Source organism: Myxococcus sp. AM009 (assembly GCF_013372605.1).
GTDB classification, from domain to species: Bacteria; Myxococcota; Myxococcia; order Myxococcales; family Myxococcaceae; genus Myxococcus; species Myxococcus vastator.
In genome coordinates this window covers 1-21,523 of sequence record NZ_JABXEP010000010.1, presented here as the reverse complement: position 1 = coordinate 21,523, position 21,523 = coordinate 1, and the positions used below count along the sequence as shown (strand labels likewise).

Below are 21,523 nucleotides of genomic sequence, written 5' to 3'. Positions count from 1 at the left end.
TGGACGGCAGAAGTCCAGCGGCACCCCGGCCGGCTCAGGCCTGCTTCGCGAGCTCCGCGTCGATGGCGGCCAGCAGGCGCGCGTCGTCCGCGGCGACGTCCGGCGCGAACCGCGCGGCGACGCGGCCATCACGCCCCACGAGGAACTTCTCGAAGTTCCACTGCACCTCCGGCGCGGGGTTGGCGGTGATGCCGTAGCCCTGCAGCCGGCTGCGCATGGGGCCTTCACCCACGGCGTCCGGGATGGCGCCCGTCAGCGCGTGGTAGAGCGGGTGCTTGTCCGCGCCCACCACCGAAATCTTGGAGAACAGCGGGAACTTCACGTCGTAGGTCAGCGTGCAGAAGTCCTTGATCTCCGCCTCGCTGCCCGGCTCCTGGCCCAGGAAGTCGTTGGCCGGGAAGCCCAGCACCTCGAAGCCCTCGGCGCGCTTGCGCTCGTAGAGCTGCTCCAGGCCTTCGTACTGCGGCGTCAAACCGCACTTGGAGGCCACGTTGACCACCAGCAGGACCTTGCCCTTGAACTGGCTCAGTGACTGCGGGGCACCGTCAATGGACTTGAGGGGAATGTCGTAGAGGTTCTGGCTCATGCCTCACCCTATAACCGCTCGGTGGGGAGTAGGCCGGGGAGATTGTAAAATCCAGAATTGACGACTATCCATCACCTCCTCTCAACCTTCCCTCATTGGAGGTCTGCCCATGTCGTGGACGATTCGGAGCCTGCTCCTTGGTGTCTTCCTGCTGTCCGGCTGCAAGCACGCGGGAGGCGGCGTCACCCCCACCCCGACGCAGCCGCAGGCCTGTGATGCGCAGCAGGCGCAAATCTCCCGCGAGGCCGACGAGCGCGCCAGCCCGTGGAGCGTGGAGCAGCACCTGGCGAAGAACTTCCCCGGGAAGAAGGTGTCGTGGCTGATGACGGACTCCGCGTACCAGAACTTCGTGGTGAAGCCGAACGCGCGGAACTTTGGCCGCTGCAATGACCGCGGCTGTTACCTGTTCGCCGCGCCGTCGGAGACCATCCAGGCCGCCGTCGAGAAGTCGATGGTGGACGGCGCGCATGACCCGGCGGTGATTGGCCAGGCGCTGGGCCTGCCGGCGAAGAACTTCGAAGGGCCGCTGCGGATGATGACGCTGGACCTGGCGGCCACCGGCGTGTGCGTGCGCCTGCCCGTGGACAGCGACCCGGGCGTGTGGAAGTGCACCAGCGAGGCGGACACGGACTGCTTCAAGTTCGGTGGCTACACCTCTGGCGGCGTGCCGGAGCTGATGGTCATCGACGCGCCCGTCTCCCAGGCGGTGGTGACGGAGATTCCGTGAGCGAGGAGCAGGTCCTCATCCAGAGCCCGCTGATGTACCGGCTGGTGCGCTCGGCGGAAGGGGCGCTCTTCCTCGACGTGGTCGTGGGAGGCATCGCCCAGTTCACGGTGCGGGTGGTCCTCACCGCCCAGGAAGCGGAGGCCTACGGCCGGCTGGGCCGCCCCTACGCCGACCGTCTGGCGATGGATGTCATGGCCAGCCCGGCGTTCGGCGGGCGGGCCATCCGCGTGCCGTAGGGCGCGGCGAGGGCTTGCCGCCCCGGGCCATCTTGAGTGGTGGCTCGGGGGCGGTGCTTGCGGGGGCCTGTTGCACCTTCGTGAATGCGCCGCCGCGCCCGGGTGTCGGAGGCTGACGTGTTGTCACCTCCGGCCCGGGCCGCGAAGGAAGCTTGCATGAAGATGCTGTGGAGTGGGGCGGCCCTGTCCGCCTGTGTGCTGGGGCTCGCCGCCGGAGCCGCCCGCGCCGAAGCGGCGTGGAAGACGGTGGCGGAGAAGCCCTACGTGGTGAAGGTCCGCGCGCGCCCGGGCTCCGAGGCCAAGGACGTGTGGGCGGAGGGCGAGCTGGCCGCGAGCGCCGCGGACGTCCAGGCGGTGCTGCGGGACGTGGACGCCTACCGGCGCTGGATGCCGTACGTGAAGGAGTCCCGCATCCTGAAGGACCTGCCGGACGAGGGCCAGCGCACGTACACGAAGCTGGACCTGCCGGTGGTGTCCTCGCGCGACTACATCTGCGACGTGGTGCTGGAGTCCAAGCTGGCGGAGGACGGCTCGGGGGTGTTCGCGCAGCGCTGGCAGGCGACGCCGGACGCCATCCCCCAGCGGCGCGGCACGGTGCGCATCCGGCTCAACGAGGGGAGCTGGCGCGTGGAGCCTCGCGGCGAGGGGAAGTCCCATGCCGTGTACCGCTTCAGCGTGGACCCGGCCGGCTCCATCCCTGGCTTCCTGGCGCGCATGGGGCAGAAGGACGCCGTGGAGGACACGTTCCGCGCGGTGGAGAAGCGCGCCCGGGAGCGCGCCGCGTCCCGCGCGAAAGCGCAGTGACGCCAGCGCGCCGCAACCGATGCGGGGCCCTGGCCGGAGTACGCAAGCCTTGCGCGCCTCCAGGGCTGTCGCGCCGCGCACCGCAAGGCACGCTTCCTGAAAGCATTATCTCCCGCTGGGCCGCGGGTTGGCAGTGGCCGGGGTGGCAGCAGTGGGAGGCGAACGTGGAGCTGCTGGCTCGGGAGGCCCAGGAAGCATTGCGGCAACGCAGACATCGGCTGCGCGCCCGGGCCTCGTCGGGGGTGGGAGGGCTGTCCTTCACCCAGGCGGAGGCGCAGGAGCTGCGGGACATCGAGGAGGCGCTGACGCGCATCGCCCAGGGGGAGTTCGGCCGGTGCGCGCGCTGCGGCGGGGCCATTGGCCGGCACCGGCTGCGCGCTGTCCCAGAGGCCCGGCACTGCCTGACGTGCGCCGCCCTGGCGCGCTGAAGGCCCGCTCCCTGCCCGGGCGGGCGGCGTTGCCTGGCGAGCAGTGACGCCGCCCCGCCTGGGAAAGAAGCCGTGCATGGGTGCGTGTCTAGGGGTATAGACACGCCCGACATGTGTCCCATGGTGAAGACCGAAGACCTGATTGACGCTCAGGCGGTGGCCGGGTTGCTGCGCCTGCGCCACTCCAACAGCGTCAGCACCTACCTGCGCCGCTATCCCGACATGCCCCGGCCCGTCCTGGACCTGGGCACGGGGCGGCCCCGGCTTTGGCTTCGTCCCCAGGTGGTGCGCTGGATGCGCGCCCGTAAGCCCGAGCAGCTCCGCGCTGGAGGTGAGTCATGACTACCGCCGTTCCCCGTACCCCGCCCGCCGTGCTTCCGGGGCCCAACGACACCTGCTGGTGTGGCAGTGGCACCAAGTACAAGAAGTGCCACCGCGGCGCGGATGCCGTCGAGGCGCGCAAGAAGGGCCCGGACGTCCTCCGCAAGGGCGTCCGCCCGGGCGTCATCAGCCCCCGCCGCGAGGTGCCGCTCCACATCCCCCGGCCGGATTACGCGCTGACGGGCCGTCCGTCGCGCAAGGACGTGGGCTCCGACATCAAGACGCCGGACGTCATCGCCCGCATGCGCAAGGCGTGCAAGGCCGCCGCCGAGGTGCTGCGGGAGGTGGGCTCGCACGTGCGCCCGGGCATCACCACGGACGAGCTGGATGCGATTACCCACGAGGCGTACATCCAGCGGGGCGGGTACCCGAGCACGCTCAACTACCACCGCTATCCGAAGTCGCTCTGCTCGTCCGTGAACGAGGTCATCTGCCACGGCATCCCGGACAGCCGGGCGCTGGAGGACGGCGACATCGTCAACCTGGACGTCACCATCTTCCTGGATGGCGTGCACGGTGACTGCTCGGCGACGTTCTTCGTGGGCAACGTGGACGAGGAGAGCCAGCGGCTGGTGCGCGTGACGCGCGAGTGCCTGGAGCGGGGCATCGCCGCGGTGAAGCCGGGCCGGCCCATCAGCGACATTGGCCGCGCGATTGAGACGCATGCCACCCAGAACGGCATGAGCGTGGTGCGCGCCTACTGCGGCCACGGCATCGGCGAGACATTCCACACCTCGCTCCAGATTCCGCACTACTACGAAGCCGAGGCCGACACCGTCATGCAGCCCGGCATGATTTTCACCGTCGAGCCGATGATCAACCTGGGCGGCTGGGGTCACCGCACCTGGGATGACGAGTGGACCGCCGTCACCGCTGACGGCAGCCGCAGCGCCCAGTTCGAGCACACCCTGCTCGTCACCGAGCAGGGCGCGGAGATCCTCACCGTGCCGTGAGCCCGTGGACGCGCGCGGCCGGGTGCTTCCGGCCGCGCGCTCCGGCTCCCCGGCGGTCGCTGTCAGGGACGTAGCCCGTCGGGTGAGCGCGGCCCCGCGCAGGCGCGCGCCGCTCGGGGACCGGGAGCCCGCTCAGGCATTCGTGCTAGAGATTCCGGGGAGGGGGATGTGGTCTCATCGTCACGGGAAGTCACCATCTCATGTGTACGGACAGCGCTCTTCCCGAGGAGATTCTCGAGACGGTTCTTCGTTCGATGGACACCGCCGCCGCGGGCCGCTTGCGCTCCGCGCCGGAGGCGCCGCGGGCGCTCGCCCTGGCCTTCCGTGAGGCGGCCTCCCTTCAGTGCTCGGCGCCCGAGCCCCTGGTGTTCGCGCGGCACCTGGGGGCACGGCTCTCCGAGGCGGAGGACCCCGTCGTCGCGCTGGAACGTTTGCACGCACGGGACCTTGCCCTTGCGCTCGCCTGCGCTCGAGGGACGCCGGGGGCGGCGGACCTCTTCGAAGCGCAGGTCCTGCGCAAGCTGCATGGCTCGCTCGCACGGCTCCATTCCTCGCCCACGTTCGTGGATGAGGTGCTTCAGGCGCTCCGGGGAAATCTGCTGATGCCTCGGCCCGACTCGCCGCCCCGGCTCCTTGGCTATGCGGGCGTGGGGTCGTTGTTGCACTGGGTCAACATCTCCGCGGTGCGCCTCGCGCTCCGGATGCGAAAGGCCCAGGGGAGGGAGGCGCGGGTGGACGCGGAGATGCTGGCCGCGGACCCCGCGCAAGGCGGGCTGGAGCTGGGGCTGGTTCGCGAGGAGTCCCGCTCGCACGTGCGCGCCGCCTTCGTCCAGGCGGTGGCCTCCCTGGACGACGAGGACCGGGAGTTGCTCCGTCTCCACTTCGTCGAGCATCTGTCGCTGGCGCGCATGGGGGAGCTCTACGGCGTGCACAAGTCCACCCTGTCCCGGCGGCTGTCCGGGGTGAAGGCGCTGCTGGAGACGCGCACCCACGAGGGGCTGACGGAGCGGCTGTCGCTCTCCCAGGAGGAGCTGGACAGCATGATGCGGGCCGTTCATGGCCGCCTCGACGTGAGCCTGTCCGGACTCCTGGCGGCGAAGGAATGAGCTGCCCGGCCGAGAACGACCTCGCGCGCCACCTGGAAGGCCAGCTCTCCTCCGAGCGTGAGCAACAGGTGCGTGCCCACGTTGCCGGCTGCGCCGAGTGCCGGAGCGTGCTCGCCGCGCTGAGCCCGGATGAGGCGCGGACCTCCTTCGCGGAGGTGGGGCCGCTCGCCACGGGCACGCGGGTGGGGCGCTACGTGGTGCTGGGGCTGCTGGGCGAGGGCGGCATGGGCCGGGTTCATGTCGCGTATGACCCCGAGCTGGACCGCAAGGTGGCGCTGAAGCTGCTCAAGCCGGAGCGGTTCCAGGAGGACTCGCTGGCCCTGGCGCGGCAACGCCTGGAGCGCGAGGCCCGCATCATGGCGAAGCTGTCCCACCCGCACATCGCCAGCCTCCACGACGTGGGCGAGTACCAGGGGCAGCTCTTCCTGGTGATGGAGTTCCTGGAGGGCGGCACGCTGCGGCGCTGGCTGGCGGAGCAACCGCGCCCGCTCCGGGAGGTGCTCGAGCGCTTCCGGCAGGCGGCGGATGGACTCGCCGCGTCGCACGCGCTGGGCATCGTCCACCGGGACTTCAAGCCGGACAATGTCTTGCTGACGAAGGGGGGCCTCGTCCGCATCACTGACTTCGGCCTGGCCAACGCGACCCTGGTGCCCGGAGCGGCGGCTCCCGGCGCGGTGACTTCGGCGTCCCTCACCGTCACGGGGACCTTGCTGGGCACGCTGGCCTACGGCGCGCCCGAACAGCTCCGCGGCGAGCATGGTGACGCCCGTTCGGACCAGTTCTCCTTCTGCGTCGCGCTCTACGAGGCGCTCAACGGCCAGCGTCCCTTCGAGGGAAATACGCGTGAGGCCTTGCTGGAGCAGGTGGCGCGGAATGCCGTGCGGCCGGAGCGCGCCGGTGTCCCCGCGTGGCTGCGGGCCGTCGTCCGGCGCGGGCTCGCCGCCGACCCCGCGGAGCGGTTCTCCTCCATGGAGGCGCTGCGCGCGCGGTTGTCCCGGGACCCCGTGGCGCGCAGGCGCACGGTCGCCCTGGTGATGCTGGGCGCGGTCCTGACGGGGCTGACTGTTTTCGGGTTGCTGTCCAGGCAGCCGCCTCAAGCGCTGTGTCAGGGCAGTGAGCGGCACTTCGCGGGCGTCTGGGATGCGCGGATGCGGGAGTCCACCCGGAGGGCCTTCCTGGCCACGAGCGCCCCGGACGCGGAGGCGTCCTTCTCCGCGGTGGCGGCGGCGCTGGAGCGCTGGAAGCTGGACTGGACGCGCGAGCACCAGGAGGCCTGCGAGGCCACGCGGGTCTGGGGTGAGCAGCCAGACCAGGTCCTGGGCCTGCGCATGGCCTGCCTCGACGAGCGGCTGGAGGAGGTGACCCGCGTGGTGGCGGCGCTCCAGAAGGCGGATGCCCGCACCGTGGCGCGCGGCTTCGGGCTGGGGGGCTCGTTGGCGAGCCTGCGGCGCTGCTCGGACGTGAGGACGTTGATGGAGGCCGTGGCGCCTCCGGAGGACCCGGCCGTGCTGTTGGAGGTAACGGCGGTCCGGGCGGAGCTGGCCCGGGCGAACGCGGGGCTGCTCGCGGGGCATACGCCAGAGGCGTTGAAGGTGGCGCTGGCGGCACGGGAGCGGGCCGTACGCACGCGCTACCGCCCGCTGGAGGCGGAGGCCCACCTGCTGTGCGCCACGCTCCAGGAAGACGCCAGTGCGTTCGAGGATGCGCGAGCCTCGCTGGTCCAGGCCGGCCTCGCCGCGGAGGCGGGGCGCCATCATGCCGTGCTGGCCCGGGTGCTCTATGTCCAGGCGTGGTTGAGTGGCCATGACCTGGGACGGACACAGGAGGCCTGGGCCTCTCTGAACCGCGCTCAGGCGGTGGCTGAGCCGCTGCGCGACCCCGAGTTCGACGCGCTGTTGAGCTATGTCCGCGCCGAGTTGTTCGAGCAGGAGGGACGTTTCTCCGAGGCGGAGCCACTGCTGCGCGAGGCGCTGGACCGCGTCACGGCGAAGGGCGTCTCCTATGCCGCTGCCCGCGCGGAGCTCAACGGACGTCTGGGCTTGCTGGCCCGGCATCAGGGCCGGCTCCTGGAGGCGAAGCGCTGGCAGGAAGAGGCGCTGCGGCTTCAAGAGGACTTGCATGGCCCCGACCACCGCGACACCGCCCGGGCCCTGGTGAACCTGGGCGGCACGCTGGCGCACGCGGGGGAGCTGGCCCGCGCGGAGGCCGTCCTGCAGCGGGCGCTGGCCAGCCTCCGCCGCAGCCTGGGCGAGGAACACCTCGTGGTGGCGCGCACGTTGTCCAACCTGGCCGTCATCTATTTCGAGTGGGGGCGGGGTCCGGAGGCGCTGCGCGCGGCGGAGCAGAGCCTCGCGGTCGCTCGCAAGAGCGTGCCGCCGGAGGGCGCGGACGCGGTGCTCATGGGCATGACGTCGAACCGGACGGGGGTGCTGGGCGAGCTGGGCGCGCGCGAGGCCGAGCTGGAGCAGGCCCGGCGCAGCCTGGCCCACCGTGAGCGCGTGTACGGCGCCACGCATCCGGAGGTCGCGTTGGACCTGCACGAGGTGGGGCGGCTGTTGCGATTGCTGGGGCGCGCGAAGGAGGCTCGGGGCTTCCATGCGCGCGGCGTCGCGCTCCAGGAGTCGTTGCTGGCGCGAGGTGCGCTGGAGGGGGAGGGGCTGCGCTGGCTCGCGGATGCCCTGCTGTTCCTGGGGCGCGTCGAGGAGGCTCGGGGCCACGCGGAGCGGGCGCTCGCGAGGCTGGAGCGGGACTGGGGGCCGGTGGCGCCGGAGCGCATCAAGGCGCTGGTGCTGCTGGGCGACATCCATCTGGCGAGGCGCGAGCCAGCGGAGGCGGCGGCGCCCTTGAGGGCGGCGCTGGCGGCGCTCGCGAGCGAACAGGTGGCGTCCGCGCGGGTTCCCCTGGCGCGGCGGCGGCTCGCCCAGGCCTTGCGTCTGTCCGGGGCGTCTGGCGAGGCGTGTCAGGAGGCGCGCAGGGCGTGGCTGGAGTGGGCGCCCTGGCGCAAGGCCTACCCCGGTGAAGTCGCCGAGGCTCGAGCCGAAAAGGACCGCTGTCCGCGCTAGCCGTCCGATTTCGACGCAACGATGACTCCCGGGCTGTCTCTTTGTCGTGGGGCAAATCCCCATGAACCTTTTTCCGGGAAGTTCCGATGAAGAACCTGACGCGTGCGTTCGTGCTGTCGCTCTCACTCCTCGCTGTGGCGTGTGGTGACTCCAAGGGAGACGACAAAGACGGTGACGGAGGAGGAGGCGGCGGCGGTGACGGAGGCGGCGGCGACGCGCTCCAGTGTTCCGCGGTGGGGTGGTGCACGACGTGGAGCGCGGACACCACCGAGGTGACGAACGCACCGCCGCTGACGGGGGGCACCCTCCGGGAGGGCACCTACCGCGTCGAGCAGGGCCGCGGCTACGACGCGGCGATGGTCCTCCGTGGCAGCTCCGTCATCCTCCTGGGGGGAAGCTGGAACAACTACCTGGGCACCTGGAAGGTGAGCAACGGGAAGCTGGAGCTGACCCGGGCCTCCGCGTGCGACGACTCCAGCGAGGGGCCGCTGGACAACCTCTTCACCGAGGTCCACGCCTTCGCGGTCCGGGGCGACGAGCTCTTCACCCAGGACCAGGACAGCTCGGGGGGGGCCATCCTCCGCTGGAAGCGGGTGAATGACCTGTGTGAGGAGAGCGCCTCGTTCAAGTGCCGGAGCGGCATCTGCTCCTGTGCCACGACGACGAACAGGCCCATGACGGGGCAGCCGAGCTGCAGCGGGTGAGCGCCAGGGCTCACTCTCACGTGCTCCTCCTCCGTGGCGTGAGCCCGTGAGCGCGCGCGGCCGGACTCCTCCGGCCGCCCGCTCCGGGTTCGTCCGGTCGCGCTCAGGGCGCGTTGCGCGCCAGGAAGACCTTGTACTGAAGCGACACGAAGAGGGTGCGAGGCTCCACCAGTCCCGCCCTCGCGAACATGTCGAAGAGCGCGGCGTCGGAGGGGATGGGCTTCATCTGGGCGGACATCTGGCGCCGCCGCTCCAGGGCCTCCGGGGAGACGCCGCAGGCCCGCAGCCGCCGCAGCTCGATGTCCGTCAGCACGGGGTCCATGCCGACGCGGCAGCCCAGGACCAGCGGCGCCCCCGGCTTGAGCCGCCGCGTCACCTCGCGCAGCAGCGCCATGCGGGCCTCCTCGCCCTCCACGTGGTGGAGGACGCCCATCACCTGCGCGCCGTCGAACGGGGCGCTGGCGGGCAGGGTGTGCAGCGCGCCCTGGTGCAGGTGGGTGCGTGAGCGCAGCCCCTCGTCCTCCAGCCGCTTGCGAGCGACGGCGAGCATGGGCTCCGAGGGCTCCACGCCCGTGAAGCGCCAGCCCGGAACCTCAAAGCGGTGGTAGGGCACCAGCTCCGCGCCCGTGCCCACGCCCACGAAGAGGATGGATGCGGCGTCCTGCCCGTCGAGCTGGGCCGTCAGCGCGCTGGCGCCGAGTTCATAGATGGCTGGCGCGCCCGCGAGGTTGATGGCGGCCTGGGCGTCGTAGTGGGGGGCGCGGTCCGCGCCGAAGCCCGCAACGACGAGGTGGTGGGCGGAGTGCTCATGCGTCATGCGGGGACCTCGGGGGAAAGCAGATGGAGCCCGAGGATGCGTCGCGGCCTCGATGTTCGGGAGAGCGGGGATTCAGGTTGAATCGGCGGGGACGCGAGCACCGCCCGCCGCGGCGGTCAGGCGGGCTTGAGCGCGCGAGCGCGGTAGGCACGAGGCGAGAGACCGAACGCTCGCGTGAAGCTCGTCGTGAAGTGGGACAGGTCCCCGAAGCCGGCCTCCAGGGCGACATCGGTGATTCGCGCACGGCTGCCGCGCAGCGCCGAGGCCGCCATGCCTAGCCGCGTGGCGATGACGAGCTGGCGGGGTGTCTGCCCCGTCACTGCTCGGAACATGCGCAGGAAGTGAAAGCGCGTGAGCCCCGCGACGTCCGCGAGCGTGTCCAGCGAGCAGTCCTCCATGAACTTTGATTCGAGATATCGCAGGACCCGGGCCACTCTGCGCGCCTGGAGGTCGGAGACCTCCACCCGTGTCTCCGTCGGGTTGCTTCCCAGCGTCACCCCCGCGTCCACCACCGCCAGTGCCGCCTCTCGCAGGTCCTCCACCTGGCCACTCTCAAGTGCTTGTCGCGCCAGGAGGACGGCGTTCACCGAGGTGAGCGACGCCGGAGCGCAGACGCGCGCGAAGGGGCGCGTTGCTCGCGAGGAGCGTCCCAGCGAGCGGAGGGCATCGTCCAGCAGCGCGTCCGAGCACTCGATGACGAGCGAGCGGTCTCCACCATCATCGACGTGCCGGAACTCATACGGCGCCGCCCGGTTCCCGAGCAGCAGCGCGCCCGGCCCCACCACCGCGACCCCCTCGGGGCTCCGGACATGGAACGCGCCGGACAGCACGACGCTGATGCAGACCCGAGCGTGCTCGCCGCCGAAGATGGGACTTCGCGTGCCTGCTCGGCAGACACAGTCCCTGATGTCGACGGCGTCGTCCGCGCTGAGCGCGTGATAGCCAGGAGCCCGCTCGGGAAGCACCGCAACATTCCCAAAGTTTCGCCTCATGGGCCGATGCTATCCCGACCGCCGTGGTGCTGAAGCAAGGCCCAGGAGGAGCCGTACATGGCGGGGATGTCGTCGATGCGAGGCGTGCTCTTGATGATGACGCTCTGGGAGCTGGGGTGTGGCGCACACGGTGGGCGGCCCGCGGAGGCGCTGAAGCGTCACGAGGGCACCTGCACGCCCGAACTCTACGGCGCGGGGCTCTTCACCACCGGGGCCTGGGACTTCTTCATGGCCTTCTCGCCAGACCAGCGACGCGTGCTCTTTGGCAGGGCAGATGACCGCTTCGAACAATATACGCTCTACGAAACGCAGCTGACCGCTGAAGGGCACTGGTCCCGTCCGGTGCTCCCTCGCTTCGCCACGGAGTGGAGCAACGCGGACCCACACCTCTCGCCCGACGGGCGCACGGTGTACTTCATCTCGAACCGTCCCGAGCCTGGGGAGCAAGGCCCCCGAAGCTCGTATGACATCTGGGCCGCGTCGCTGGGCGCCGACGGAGCATGGGGGGACGCGCGACGCCTTCCGGCCCCCGTCAATGACAAGCACCGCGACGAGTGGTCACCAGCCGTGGCCGCCAATGGCAATCTCTACTTCGGGGGTGAGCGAGACGGCACCCTGGGGGGCAGCGACCTCTGGGTCTCCCGCTGGGTCGACGGCGCCTACCAGCCGCCAGAGAACCTGGGGCCCGCCATCAACTCGTCGGTCCATGAGCTCGAGCCGTGGATTGCGCCTGATGAGCGCTACCTCATCTTCAGTGCACTGCGGCGGGAAGACGGCCTGGGCGGATACGACTTGTTCCTCAGCCGCAAGGTGGATGGCGCGTGGACGCCTGCGCGCCGGCTCTGCGAGGGCATCAACACGCCCGCGAGCGACTACAACCACAGCGTCTCCCCCGACGGGAGGTGGCTCTACTTCAGCAGCACGCGCCCCTTCACGGGTGACGTGGGGGCACGTTTCGATGCGCCACGGGATGACAGCGCCGTCCAGGGCATTGGCCGCGGCACGGGGGACATGTACCGCATCCCCATGAGCGCGCTGGGGTTGTGAACCCGGCAGCGGAGCACATCCTGGCCGCCGGGTTCCGCAACCTGCGCGAAGTGCTTTGCGTGCGCCGGCGAGGAGAGGGGCGGCCTGGGGCTCACCCCTCCTTCACCCAGGCGCGGAGCTTCGGGCATGGCAGGGTCGTGGCGAGCGACTCTTCCATGCTGCGCTCATAAATCGTGATGGCGCCCGGCAGGTCGGAGCCCGCGATGTCTCCGACCGCCTTCATGGCACCGCGGATGCTCGGGTCGACGTGCGCGCCGTGCTCGGCGAGGAAGCGCTTGATGGTGGCGCGCCATTCCACGCCGGCCCGCGGCTGTTGAGTGACTTTCAGTGCGGAGAGTGACTTGCAGAGGCCGCTGTAGAAGTCGCGCAACCGGGTGGCTGCCGCCGTCCGTTCCGCCTCCGTGGTCCGGAACCGCGCCCACAGCTCTACCTGCACCCGCTCGTCAGGGTTCGCTGGGAAGCTCGGGAAGGACCAGGCTGTCAGCTTCTCCTCCGCGCAGCGGGTGTCGAGGAACATCGACCGCACGTCATGGGCTTCCGGCCCCCTGTCTTCCTCCAGAATCGTGCCGTCCGGCTTCAGGGTGAAGCGCACCCGGAGGCGGTCATCCGTGTCGGGTAACGGCTTCCAAGGCACGAACTCCAGGGCGTTGTCCTTCTTGCGCTGGATGGAGACCAGGCGCATGCAGGAGGCCAGTGTCTGACTTTGGCTGTCGAAGGCGCGCCGCACGGCATCAGGTGACAGGCCCGGCGAGGTCTCCACCCGTTCCGCCGGGGAGACCTCCGCGGCCTGGGCCGTGAGGAGTGAAGGCACGAGCGTGAAGAGCGCGGCGAGGCGGCGACAGTCAGGGACGCTGGGCATGATGGCGCGGACGATAGCAAGTCGGGGCATGGCGTGGTCCAGGATGCCGCCCCATTGCTGTGGCCGCCAGCAAGCACGCAAAACCACAGGAGTCCATCACGAGCACGCGGCCGGGTGTCACCGCCGATGATGGGCGCGGCTCGAGGCGCCTTCCTGTGATGAATCAATGAATGCCCGGTGTTCACTTGGAGTGTGATATGACTCCGGGTCTCAAGCACCCCATTTGAATTAAAGGCCGTTCTTCTTGAGTGTTTTCAGGATGCATGGTGTGTCGAGTGTTTGTTGTTGTTCTGGTTTCGGGCGCGCTCGAGCCATTATTCATTCACGGAGAGGAACATGACTTCATCCCTGACATTTCGCCACGACCTGCTCATCGGTCTTGCGTGCGCCGCGCTCGTCGTCGCGTGCGCGCCTCAGGAAACCACCAGCACCGACTCGCGCGAGGACAGTGGCCTTGACCAGGCGACGCTGGCGCTGAGCAGTCCGCCCAATCTCGCGCTCGGCAAGCCCGCGTCCCAATCGAGCACGACCCACTCCGCGGATGCGTCACGCGCGGTGGACGGCAACACTGAAGGGGCCTTTGACCATGCCTCGGTCACCCACACCGACAACACCTGGCAGCCGTGGTGGCAGGTGGACCTGGAGGGCGTTCACGCCATCTCCTCCGTCGTTGTCTACAACCGCACCGATTGCTGCTCAGAGCGGCTCCAGAACTTCCGGGTGCGGGTCTCCGATGATGGGCTGAACTGGCAGGACTTCCCGTTTACGGGGATTGCTCCTGCGCAGTCCGTGTTCGCCATCAACCGTACGGCGCGGTTCGTCCGCGTGCAGCTCGACGGCACCGACCCCCTGAGCCTCGCCGAGGTCCAGGTCCTTCCGGCTCATGGGAACGTCGCGCTCGGCAAGCCGGCGTCCCAATCGAGCACGACCCACTCCGCGGATGCGTCACGCGCGGTGGACGGCAACACTGAAGGGGCCTTTGACCATGCCTCGGTCACCCACACCGACAACACCTGGCAGCCGTGGTGGCAGGTGGACCTGGAGGGCGTTCACGCCATCTCCTCCGTCGTTGTCTACAACCGCACCGATTGCTGCTCAGAGCGGCTCCAGAACTTCCGGGTGCGGGTCTCCGATGACGGGCTGAACTGGCAGGACTTCTCCTTTACGGGGATTGCTCCTGCGCAGTCCATTTTCGCCATCAACCGTACGGCGCGGTTCGTCCGCGTGCAGCTCGACGGCACCGACCCCTTGAGCCTCGCCGAGGTCCAGGTCTTCGGTGTGCCGCCTTCGCCCTCCGAGCTCCTCATCTCCGTCGACACGGCGGGATGCAACACCAACGTGGCTATCAACAATGCCATTGGTCAGAGCTTCCGTGTGAACGGGGCAACTGACCTTGACAAGATTGAGGTCTGGATCAAGCCGGAGCTCTACTACACGACTTCGTACGCCATGGAGGTGTACGACGGAGAGGGCACGGGCGGCGCGAAGCTCGCGACCTCTCCGACGACGGTGACGCTGGGCTCGCTGACAGCCGGGGTGCCCGCCGCCTTCCGCGGTTTCTCCTTCACCCACCAGGGCGTCACGCTGCAGCCTGACCGCGCCTATACGTTCAGGCTGGTGCGGATGTCCCAGTATTCTGGCGCCTTCTCCAAATGCGACGACGTCTATCCGGGGGGATGGCAGTACTGGCTGGGATACAGCCCGGATCGTTTCAACGACGTATCCTTCAGGTTGTACGGCTCATAGCAACAGGCGCTCGCGCACTGACTCACTCCGGGCTTTCAATGTGGCCCGGAGTGAGGGCCCATCGTGTCAGTGCGCGGGAAGACATGAACCGGGGCGGGCTCAAGAGCGCCCGGCTTCGCCGGTTCGTCGCGAAGGACTCGGGGCGGTCAGGCAGAAGCGTGAAGGCCGCAGGGCCTGTACCACCACATGCCCCGCGTGCTCCAACCGCAGGGTGTCCCCGGGCCACAGGACGTAGTCACGCGCGTCGCCCTCCCGGGTGAGCCACAGCGTACCTTCCGCGCAGGTGAGCGTCAGGGGCTCATCGCCGCGCGTGCGCACGCTCCACGGGGTGCCCTGGGCCAGCCGCATCGGGCCCGTGTTCAATGCAGGCCGCGTTCCCCACCGCAGCCGCTTCGTCACCTTCCTCATCCAGTCCCACATCACCGCGTCCTCCAGGGGCCAACATGCGCCCCCTGGCGGTTGCGGAACAGATTCAGCCAGATGAGATTGTGACCGGCACAATTTGGCCCTGACAGGCTGTGCTGGTCGTCATCGGCGGGAGCTGTATCTGGGCAACGGGCCCGTTTTCGTCTCCGATGCCGGCCGTGGTGGAAGCGGCTCACTTTGGGAGGCGCCATGGGCGCGGTGGCACACAAAGCAAAGCTCTACGAGCAGGTGGCCGAGCGGCTCGCGGATGCCATCTCCGCGGGGACCTTGCTGCCTGGAGACAGGCTGCCGTCCGTGCGGCAGCTCAGCCTGCGCGAACGGGTGAGCATCTCCACCGTCCTCCAGGCCTACCTGCACCTGGAGTCCCTGGGGCTCGTCGAGACGCGCCCCCAGTCCGGCCACTACGTGCGCCGCCGTGAGCGCCCCCGGCTGGCGGAGCCCCAGGTGTCCCGGCCCGCGTCCAGCGCCACGGCCGTCACCGTGAGCGGGCTCGTCGCGAGCGTCTATCAATCCATGGGGGACGACCGCATGGTGAAGCTGGGCGCCGCCTCGCCTTCGCCGGAGCTGCTGCCCGTCCGCAGGCTGTACCGCGAGCTGAACGCGCTCAGCCGCGAAGCGCGCGACCGGAGCATCCTGTACGACGTGCTGCCCGGGTGCCTGGAGCTGCGCCAGCAACTCGCGCGCCGCTCCCTGGACTGGGGCTGCTCGCTGTCCGCGGACGACTTCATCACCACCTTCGGCACCTCCGAAGCCATCCACCTGTGCCTGCTCGCGGTGGCGAGGCCCGGGGACACCATCGCCATCGAGTCCCCCGCGTACTACGGGACGTTGCAGGCCATCGAGGCGCTGGGCCTGCGCGCGCTGGAGATTCCCTGCTGCCCGCGCAACGGCATGCAGATGGAGGCGCTGGAGGCGGCGCTGACGCGGCGGCGCATCGCCGCGGTGCTGGTGGTGCCCAGCTTCAGCAACCCGGTGGGGAGCTGCATGCCCGACGTGCGGCGCCAGCGGCTGGTGAACCTGCTGGATGCGCATGACGTGCCGCTCATCGAGGACGACATCTACGGCGACCTGCACTTCGACGCCGAGCGCCCGCGCTCATGCAAGGCGTTCGACACGCGCGGCAACGTGCTGCTGTGCAGCTCGTTCTCGAAGACGCTCGCGCCGGGCTTCCGCGTGGGCTACGTGGCGCCGGGCCGCTTCCGGGAGCGGGTGGAGCTGCTCAAGTTCTCCACCTCCGTGACGACCGCCACGGTGCCCCAGTATGCGATTGCGCGCTTCCTTCAGAGTGGAGGCTACGACAGACACCTGCGCTCCCTGCGCCGCCGGCTCGCCGCGCAGGTGGAGCGCACGGCGGAGGCCGTGGCGGAGTCCTTCCCCGAAGGCACGCGCGTGACGCGGCCCACGGGAGGCGCGCTGCTCTGGGTGGAGCTGCCGCGGCAGGTGGACGCGCTGGTGCTGCATGCGAAGGCCCTGGAGGCAGGCATCAGCATCGCCCCGGGGCCCATCTTCTCCGCGCGGATGGAGTCGTATCGTCACTGCTTCCGGCTGAGCTGTGGCCACCCGTGGACGCCGCGCATCGAGGCGGCGCTGTCCACGCTGGGGGCGCTGGCGCGCGGCCTGGTCTAACGCGCGAACAGCAGGCCCGCGCCTTCCCGGGCCGCCCGGTCGACGGCGCGGGCGATGGCGTCAATCGCCGGGGCGGGGGCGCCTCCCCTGCCGGTCCGTGTCAGCTTCAGGCGGAGCGATGTCATGAAGCGGCCCTTGCCGGTGAGCGGCGGGTAGTCGGGGGCCTCGCCCAGGTGCTGGCGCAGGTCGTCGCGTACCTGCCGGACCTCGTTGGACGTCCAGTAGCCCATGGAGGGGAAGTTGCGCCGCAGGCCGATGCCCTCCGCCACCACGCGGTCCGGGGCCCGGCCCCAGACGAGGTGCCGCCACAGCTCAAACGTCCGCTTGGGGCAGTTCACCGCGATGACGACGTCCGAGGCGCGGACCTGCTTGTCGGTGGGCTTGAGGTCCGTCGCCAGCTCCATGCCCTCCGGGGTGCCCGTCTCCTCGCGGGTGAAGTAGTCGGACAGCTCGTCGAGCAGGTCCAGCATCGTGTCCGCGTGGCGGGTGGGGGGCTTGCGCAGGGACTCGGAGCCTTGCTGGAGCAGGTGGTCCACGAAGGCGAGGAGGGCCTTGAGCTCCTCGTCCGAATCGATGTCGGCCAGCTCCTCCGCGCTCAGGTGCTCCGTGTTCTCCCGCCAGAGCCATTCGCGGAAGGCCGCGAGCCGCGCCGGGGTCAGCAGGGGCACGAGCCCTTCGGGAGGCGTCAGATAGATGAAGACAGGGGCGCTCATGGCCTCTGTCTACTCCGGACTTGGACGCCTGGGGATGGCCGAGGCGCTTCCGGGACGGTGGGCGGCCGGTGGCGGCACGGCTCACACGCGGATGGGAGGCTCGATGAGCACGGGCGCGGTGGCCTTCGGGTCATCCGGGTCGAACGCGGGCGCGTAAGGCCCCGCGTGGGTCTCCTTCCACTTGCGGGGCACGCGCTCAAGGCCCACGGGGAAGACAGTGAGGCGCCCGTCTTCACCGATGCGCAGGCGCAGGAAGTTCTTCCAGTCCGGGAGCGCGAGCGAAATGAAGGCCTCGTTGGAGTGCGCGCCGAAGCGGTTCACGCTCAGCCACAGGTACAGGCCCATGACGAAGGGCCCCACCAGGAAGCCGCCCAGGAAGGTGAAGCCCGAGGACAGCAGGAACTTGCCCGCCAGGTGCCACCAGCCCGCCTCGCAGTGGATGCCGTCCGCGGAGATTTCTGGGCACACGCCCAGGCAGCTCACGGTGAAATAGGTGGCGCCCCAGGCCACGAAGAAGGCCGCGGCGATGTGCCCGAGCCCATGGAGCGTACCCGCCAGCGTGCGCCACTTGCCGAAGGCCGAGTCCGCCAGCCCGATGAGCCCGGCGATGGTGCCCATGCCCAGCACCAGCGTCCACGGCCGGGCCACCATGCTGTTGGCCACCGCCAGGATGACATCCGAGAGCTGGGACATTCCGAAGGAGCCCACCTCCGCGTAGGCCGCCAGCGCCAGCAGCAGGTACAGCGCGCCCGTCAACAACCCGAACAGCGGGCTGTGACGGATGAGGAGCAGGTTCTGCCGAGCCAGCTTCCGGGACGTCCATTCGTCCGGGAAGCTCTTCTGCAGCGTGTAGCCGTCCCGCAGGACGTGGGCGGAGGGCGCGTGCGTGGGATGGAGGAACGCGCCGCCACCGCCCGCGGTGATTTTCTGCCGCCCGCCAGCGTCCTCGTGCCGCCGGTAGTGGTGCAAATCGCCCGCGAGGAAGACGTTGATGCGCCGGCCGAACACCTTCTCCTGGAGGTACTCCAGGTTGTTCTCCAGGTAGCTGCCCTTGCGCCGCTCGGTGGCGGCCAGAATCCAGGCGGGCTCCGCGTTGCAGAGGATGATGCGGTCGTCGGGGCCCATGTGGCTGGCCACTTCGCGGAAGTACTCCACCTGCGGCACGTCGATGTCGCTGTTGAGCTGTACGTCCGTGCCGATGAGCCACCACCGCTGGGGCAGCTTCAGCGCGAAGTAGCTGCGGCTCTGCCGCGTGCGCCGGCCGGCAATCCACCGGCTCGCGCAGAACAGCCGCAGGAAGGCGCCGAGCCCGTCGTACCAGTCATGGTTGCCCGGAATCACGAACAGGTCCGGGCTGGGCGCATGCGAGCGCCGCATGGCCGCCTCATAGGGCTGCACCAGCCGCTCGTCGTACACCTCGCGGCTGGCGCCGGGGTACACGCCGTCACCGCCGAAGACGAGCAGCCGTCCTCGCTGCGTGGCGTGGGGCTCCGCGGAGGGCTGGCCCTGCACGGGCAGCGTCAGCTCTGGCAGCGCCAGCAGCCGCGCCACCGCGTAGGTGGAGTTCCAGCCGTCGCCGGTGTCCGACACGTAATCCAGCCAGAAGCCGCCCTCCGGCATCGGCTCCTGCGAGTAGTCGAAGTAGGGCACTTGCGGCCGCACCACCGCTTCGATGAGCCGGTGGTCCGCGCGCGCGCCGAAGACGGCCGCCACCACCGCGTCCAGGCCCGTGCGCAAGAGCTGCGCGGGGTGAAGCCAGCGCACCATGTCCGCGCGCTTCCGGCGTTGCGCCGCCAGGCTCCGGTCCGACGCCGGCAGGCCCTCGCGGGGGGACAAGGCGTAGGGGCGCAAATCCTCGGCGGGCAGGTCCGCGCGTGGCGGCTCCAGCGGCTCCACTGGCTCACGTTCAGCGGCCATGAGCGGGCTGCTCCAGGAAGGGGCCGGTAAGGACGGTGAAGCCGAGCCCGGGGGCCGCGGGCGAGGACGTGTGCAGTCGTGAACGCATGGCTGTCCTGGATTACCACGGCCGTGGCCCTCGCCTGGAGGCCAGGCGGGCGCGGTTCGCGGTTCCCTGGGGCCGCCGGGTGGGGCACCCTGGGGACATGCCGGACTCGCCGCTCAAGGATTTCCCGGTGGTTGTCTCCTTCCCCCTCCACTGGGGGGAGATGGACGCCTTCGGCCACGCCAACAACACGCGCACGTTCACCTGGTTCGAGACCGCCCGCATCCACTACTTCGCGCGCATCGGCCTGACGGGCCCGTCAGGCGCCGGGGACGCGCGGACGAACCGCGACGGCGTGGGGCCCATCCTGAAGGCCACCAACGCGGAGTACCTGCGTCCCGTCCTCTTCCCCACGCGCCTGGTGGCCGGCTGCCGCGCCACCCGCATCGGCACGTCCTCCCTCACCCTGGAGCACGCGGTGGCCGGAGAGGACGACGGCGTCATCTACACCCGGGGCAGCTGCGTCATCGTCACCCTGCGCTACGCCACGCACGAGAAGGTCCCCGTGCCGCCGGAGCTCCGCGCGGCCATCGAGGCGCTCGAGGGGCGCTCCTTCAGCTCGTGAGTGAGCGGCGGTCTCCGAGCGGCGCGCCGTCCATGAGCGACCTGGCGCTGGGGTTCTACGAGGGCATGGCGGAGGAGTATCACCTGCTCTTCGCCAACTGGCCGCAGACGGTGGAGCGGCAGGGCGCCATGCTGGACGCGCTGCTGCGCCGCTGCGAGGCGCCGCCGCCCCGGCGCGTGCTGGACTGCGCGTGTGGCATCGGCACCCAGGCGCTGGGGCTGGCGGGCCGTGGCTACACCGTCCACGCCACCGACTTGAGCCCCGCCGCCGTGGCGCGCGCCGAGCGCGAGGCGCGCGCGCTGAACGTACACCTCACCACGGGCGTGGCGGACCTGCGCACGCTGGACGCGCAGGTGGAGGGCACCTTCCCGGTGGTGCTGGCGCTGGACAACGCGGTGACCCACCTGCTGACGGACGAGGACCTGGACGCGGCGGCGCGCGCCATGGCGTCGAAGCTGGCGCCCGGCGGGCTGGTGGTGCTGAGCGTGCGCGACGCCGACGCGCTGGCGCAGAGCCAGCCCCGCTTCACCTCGGAGCGGCTCCTGGAGGCGCCCGAGGGCCGTCGCATCCTCTTCCAAATCTGGGACTGGGCCGCGGACGGGCGGACGTACACGGTGCGCCAGTTCATCCTCCGCCCCGAGGGCAAGGGCTGGCACACCACCGAGCACACCGGCGTGTACCGCGCACTCCAGCGCGTGGATTTGGAGCGGGCGCTCACGCGCGCGGGGCTGATGGACACGCGCTGGCACACGCCGGAGGAGACGGGCTTCCATCAGCCCATCCTCACGGCGCGGCGGGCCTGAGCTTTCGCGGGGAGGCACGCCTCGCCGCGTGAGGCTCAGGCGCCGCCGCGCTTCGCGTCCGCGGGGGCGTTCGGGTGGCGGGTGAGCAGCAGGCGCAGGGGGGGCTGACGCCGCACCGCCTCTTGCTTCAGCAGGTGCGCGATGAGGGCCGGCGGGGCCGCGCTCCAGCGGGCGATGTTCTGGATGAGCATGGGCGAGCGGTAGGTGCGGCCGCACAGCAGTGACGCCGTCTTCCCATCCACCGGCAGGCCGATGAGCGCCGCCAGCGCGCGGCCCTCCGTGTTGAGGATGAGCTCCACCTTCTCCTCCGCGGGGCCGCTGGCGAAGCGCTGGCGGAGCACCTCGCGCGCCGCGCGCCGCGTGGACTCTGGCACGTCGCGGTCATTGCCTACCTTGTGCAGCTCCATGAGCCGGCGCGCGCTCCATAGCCGCCGGAAGAGGCTTGCGGGGAGCTGCGGGTTGCGCACGAGCCAGCGCCGCACCCCCGTGTCCGCCGCGAAGGCCGCCCGGGCGCACAGCGCCTCCAGGCCGACGGGGTTGCGGTGGTAGCGCGCGACGAGTCGCGCATGGGGCAGGCCCGTGCGCGCGTTCTCCAGCACGGCCTTGATGACGGCGGGCACCGGGTCGAAGCACAGCGCGGAGAGGACGGGGTCCTCCGCCGCGTGGGCGTGGGCGATGCGCTGGTCCTCTGGAAGCGGGTGCAGCCGGAGCTCGAAGAGCTGGCGGTAGTTGCCCAGGGCGACCTCTGGCTCGTCCTCGGCGTCAGTCGCCGCGGCGGGGGCGGGCGCGGCGTCCAGCGGCGTCAGGTCGAGCACCGGGAGGTCCGCTTCGGGCGCGGCGTCCAGCGGCGTCAGGTCGAGCACCGGGAGGTCCGCTTCGGGCTCGATGGCCGCGGGGGGCGCCCGCCGCTGGACGCCGCGCCCGAAGCGGACCTCCCGGT

Annotated in this window: 22 protein-coding genes; 14 read left to right on the top strand and 8 right to left on the bottom strand. The window is 70.4% G+C overall.

Going from position 1 to position 21,523, the window contains the following annotated elements; all coding sequences use genetic code 11:
- Positions 1-34 precede the first annotated feature (34 nt).
- A complete protein-coding gene (locus HV824_RS04380) occupies positions 35-586 on the bottom strand; it encodes a glutathione peroxidase (protein WP_176420051.1) in 552 nt (183 codons plus the stop codon).
- 109 nt (positions 587-695) lie between these two features.
- Between HV824_RS04380 and HV824_RS04375 the strand changes: the two genes are divergently transcribed.
- The 9 genes from HV824_RS04375 (at position 696) to HV824_RS04335 (ending at position 8,987) form a co-directional block, all read left to right on the top strand.
- Positions 696-1,313: a hypothetical protein gene (locus tag HV824_RS04375; RefSeq protein ID WP_176422728.1), complete on the top strand. Its 618-nt coding sequence runs from the start codon at positions 696-698 to the stop codon at positions 1,311-1,313.
- Positions 1,310-1,549, top strand: a complete 240-nt coding sequence (locus tag HV824_RS04370; protein ID WP_176420049.1) for a hypothetical protein — start codon at positions 1,310-1,312, stop codon at positions 1,547-1,549. The genes HV824_RS04375 and HV824_RS04370 overlap by 4 nt, the downstream gene beginning before the upstream one ends.
- Before the next feature lie 156 nt (positions 1,550-1,705).
- The gene (locus HV824_RS04365) at positions 1,706-2,353 is read left to right on the top strand and encodes an START domain-containing protein (protein WP_255207758.1); all 648 of its coding nucleotides are present in this window, start codon (positions 1,706-1,708) and stop codon (positions 2,351-2,353) included.
- A 164-nt stretch (positions 2,354-2,517) separates the two neighbouring features.
- Positions 2,518-2,781, top strand: a complete 264-nt coding sequence (locus HV824_RS04360) for a TraR/DksA C4-type zinc finger protein (protein WP_176422726.1) — start codon at positions 2,518-2,520, stop codon at positions 2,779-2,781.
- 120 nt (positions 2,782-2,901) lie between these two features.
- Positions 2,902-3,123 carry a hypothetical protein gene (locus HV824_RS04355; protein ID WP_176420046.1) on the top strand — a complete coding sequence of 74 codons (222 nt, stop codon included), beginning with the start codon at positions 2,902-2,904 and terminating at the stop codon, positions 3,121-3,123.
- Positions 3,120-4,115, top strand: a complete 996-nt coding sequence (map, locus tag HV824_RS04350) for a type I methionyl aminopeptidase (protein ID WP_176422725.1) — start codon at positions 3,120-3,122, stop codon at positions 4,113-4,115. Before HV824_RS04355 ends, map begins: the two co-directional genes overlap by 4 nt.
- A gap of 200 nt (positions 4,116-4,315) precedes the next feature.
- Positions 4,316-5,221 (top strand): transcriptional regulator, encoded by a 906-nt coding sequence (locus HV824_RS04345; RefSeq protein ID WP_255207757.1) that lies wholly within the window; start codon positions 4,316-4,318, stop codon positions 5,219-5,221.
- Entirely contained in the window at positions 5,218-8,283 is a 3,066-nt protein-coding gene (locus HV824_RS37935; RefSeq protein WP_176422724.1) for a serine/threonine-protein kinase, read from the top strand. Before HV824_RS04345 ends, HV824_RS37935 begins: the two co-directional genes overlap by 4 nt.
- An 86-nt stretch (positions 8,284-8,369) precedes the next feature.
- Complete coding sequence (locus HV824_RS04335) at positions 8,370-8,987, top strand: hypothetical protein (protein ID WP_176420043.1); 618 nt, start codon at positions 8,370-8,372, stop codon at positions 8,985-8,987.
- Between the two features lie 103 nt (positions 8,988-9,090).
- Here HV824_RS04335 and HV824_RS04330 read toward each other — a convergent pair whose 3' ends face one another.
- Both HV824_RS04330 and HV824_RS04325 read right to left on the bottom strand, forming a co-directional pair.
- Complete coding sequence (locus tag HV824_RS04330; RefSeq protein ID WP_176420042.1) at positions 9,091-9,804, bottom strand: class I SAM-dependent methyltransferase; 714 nt, start codon at positions 9,802-9,804, stop codon at positions 9,091-9,093.
- 116 nt (positions 9,805-9,920) lie between these two features.
- Positions 9,921-10,769 carry a helix-turn-helix transcriptional regulator gene (locus HV824_RS04325; protein WP_368671007.1) on the bottom strand — a complete coding sequence of 283 codons (849 nt, stop codon included), beginning with the start codon at positions 10,767-10,769 and terminating at the stop codon, positions 9,921-9,923.
- Between the two features lie 84 nt (positions 10,770-10,853).
- On the opposite strand from HV824_RS04325, the gene HV824_RS04320 reads away from it, so the two are divergent.
- A complete protein-coding gene (locus HV824_RS04320) occupies positions 10,854-11,843 on the top strand; it encodes a PD40 domain-containing protein (protein ID WP_176422723.1) in 990 nt (329 codons plus the stop codon).
- Between the two features lie 91 nt (positions 11,844-11,934).
- Here the strand turns inward: HV824_RS04320 and HV824_RS04315 are convergent, their stop codons facing one another.
- Positions 11,935-12,732 (bottom strand): hypothetical protein, encoded by a 798-nt coding sequence (locus HV824_RS04315; RefSeq protein WP_176422722.1) that lies wholly within the window; start codon positions 12,730-12,732, stop codon positions 11,935-11,937.
- A 306-nt stretch (positions 12,733-13,038) separates the two neighbouring features.
- On the opposite strand from HV824_RS04315, the gene HV824_RS04310 reads away from it, so the two are divergent.
- Positions 13,039-14,448: a discoidin domain-containing protein gene (locus HV824_RS04310; protein ID WP_176422721.1), complete on the top strand. Its 1,410-nt coding sequence runs from the start codon at positions 13,039-13,041 to the stop codon at positions 14,446-14,448.
- Positions 14,449-14,547: 99 nt separating this feature from the next.
- On the opposite strand, the gene HV824_RS04305 is transcribed toward HV824_RS04310, so the two are convergent.
- Complete coding sequence (locus HV824_RS04305) at positions 14,548-14,856, bottom strand: DUF2917 domain-containing protein (RefSeq protein ID WP_255207756.1); 309 nt, start codon at positions 14,854-14,856, stop codon at positions 14,548-14,550.
- Positions 14,857-15,063: 207 nt separating this feature from the next.
- On the opposite strand from HV824_RS04305, the gene HV824_RS04300 reads away from it, so the two are divergent.
- A complete protein-coding gene (locus HV824_RS04300) occupies positions 15,064-16,500 on the top strand; it encodes a PLP-dependent aminotransferase family protein (RefSeq protein ID WP_176422720.1) in 1,437 nt (478 codons plus the stop codon).
- Here the strand turns inward: HV824_RS04300 and HV824_RS04295 are convergent.
- Entirely contained in the window at positions 16,497-17,213 is a 717-nt protein-coding gene (locus HV824_RS04295) for a hypothetical protein (protein WP_176422719.1), read from the bottom strand. The genes HV824_RS04300 and HV824_RS04295 overlap by 4 nt on opposite strands.
- A gap of 81 nt (positions 17,214-17,294) precedes the next feature.
- Positions 17,295-19,130: a metallophosphoesterase gene (locus tag HV824_RS04290; protein ID WP_176420035.1), complete on the bottom strand. Its 1,836-nt coding sequence runs from the start codon at positions 19,128-19,130 to the stop codon at positions 17,295-17,297.
- A gap of 185 nt (positions 19,131-19,315) precedes the next feature.
- Here HV824_RS04290 and HV824_RS04285 point away from each other — a divergent pair, with 185 nt between their 5' ends.
- On the top strand, positions 19,316-19,780 hold the full coding sequence (locus HV824_RS04285) for a thioesterase family protein (protein ID WP_176420063.1): 465 nt from the start codon (positions 19,316-19,318) through the stop codon (positions 19,778-19,780).
- A 32-nt stretch (positions 19,781-19,812) separates the two neighbouring features.
- Positions 19,813-20,583, top strand: coding sequence for a class I SAM-dependent methyltransferase (locus HV824_RS04280; protein ID WP_176420034.1), 771 nt, complete (start codon positions 19,813-19,815; stop codon positions 20,581-20,583).
- A 35-nt stretch (positions 20,584-20,618) separates the two neighbouring features.
- On the opposite strand, the gene HV824_RS04275 is transcribed toward HV824_RS04280, so the two are convergent.
- Positions 20,619-21,523 (bottom strand): hypothetical protein (locus HV824_RS04275; RefSeq protein ID WP_176422718.1); only part of this gene is annotated, 905 nt, incomplete at its 5' end.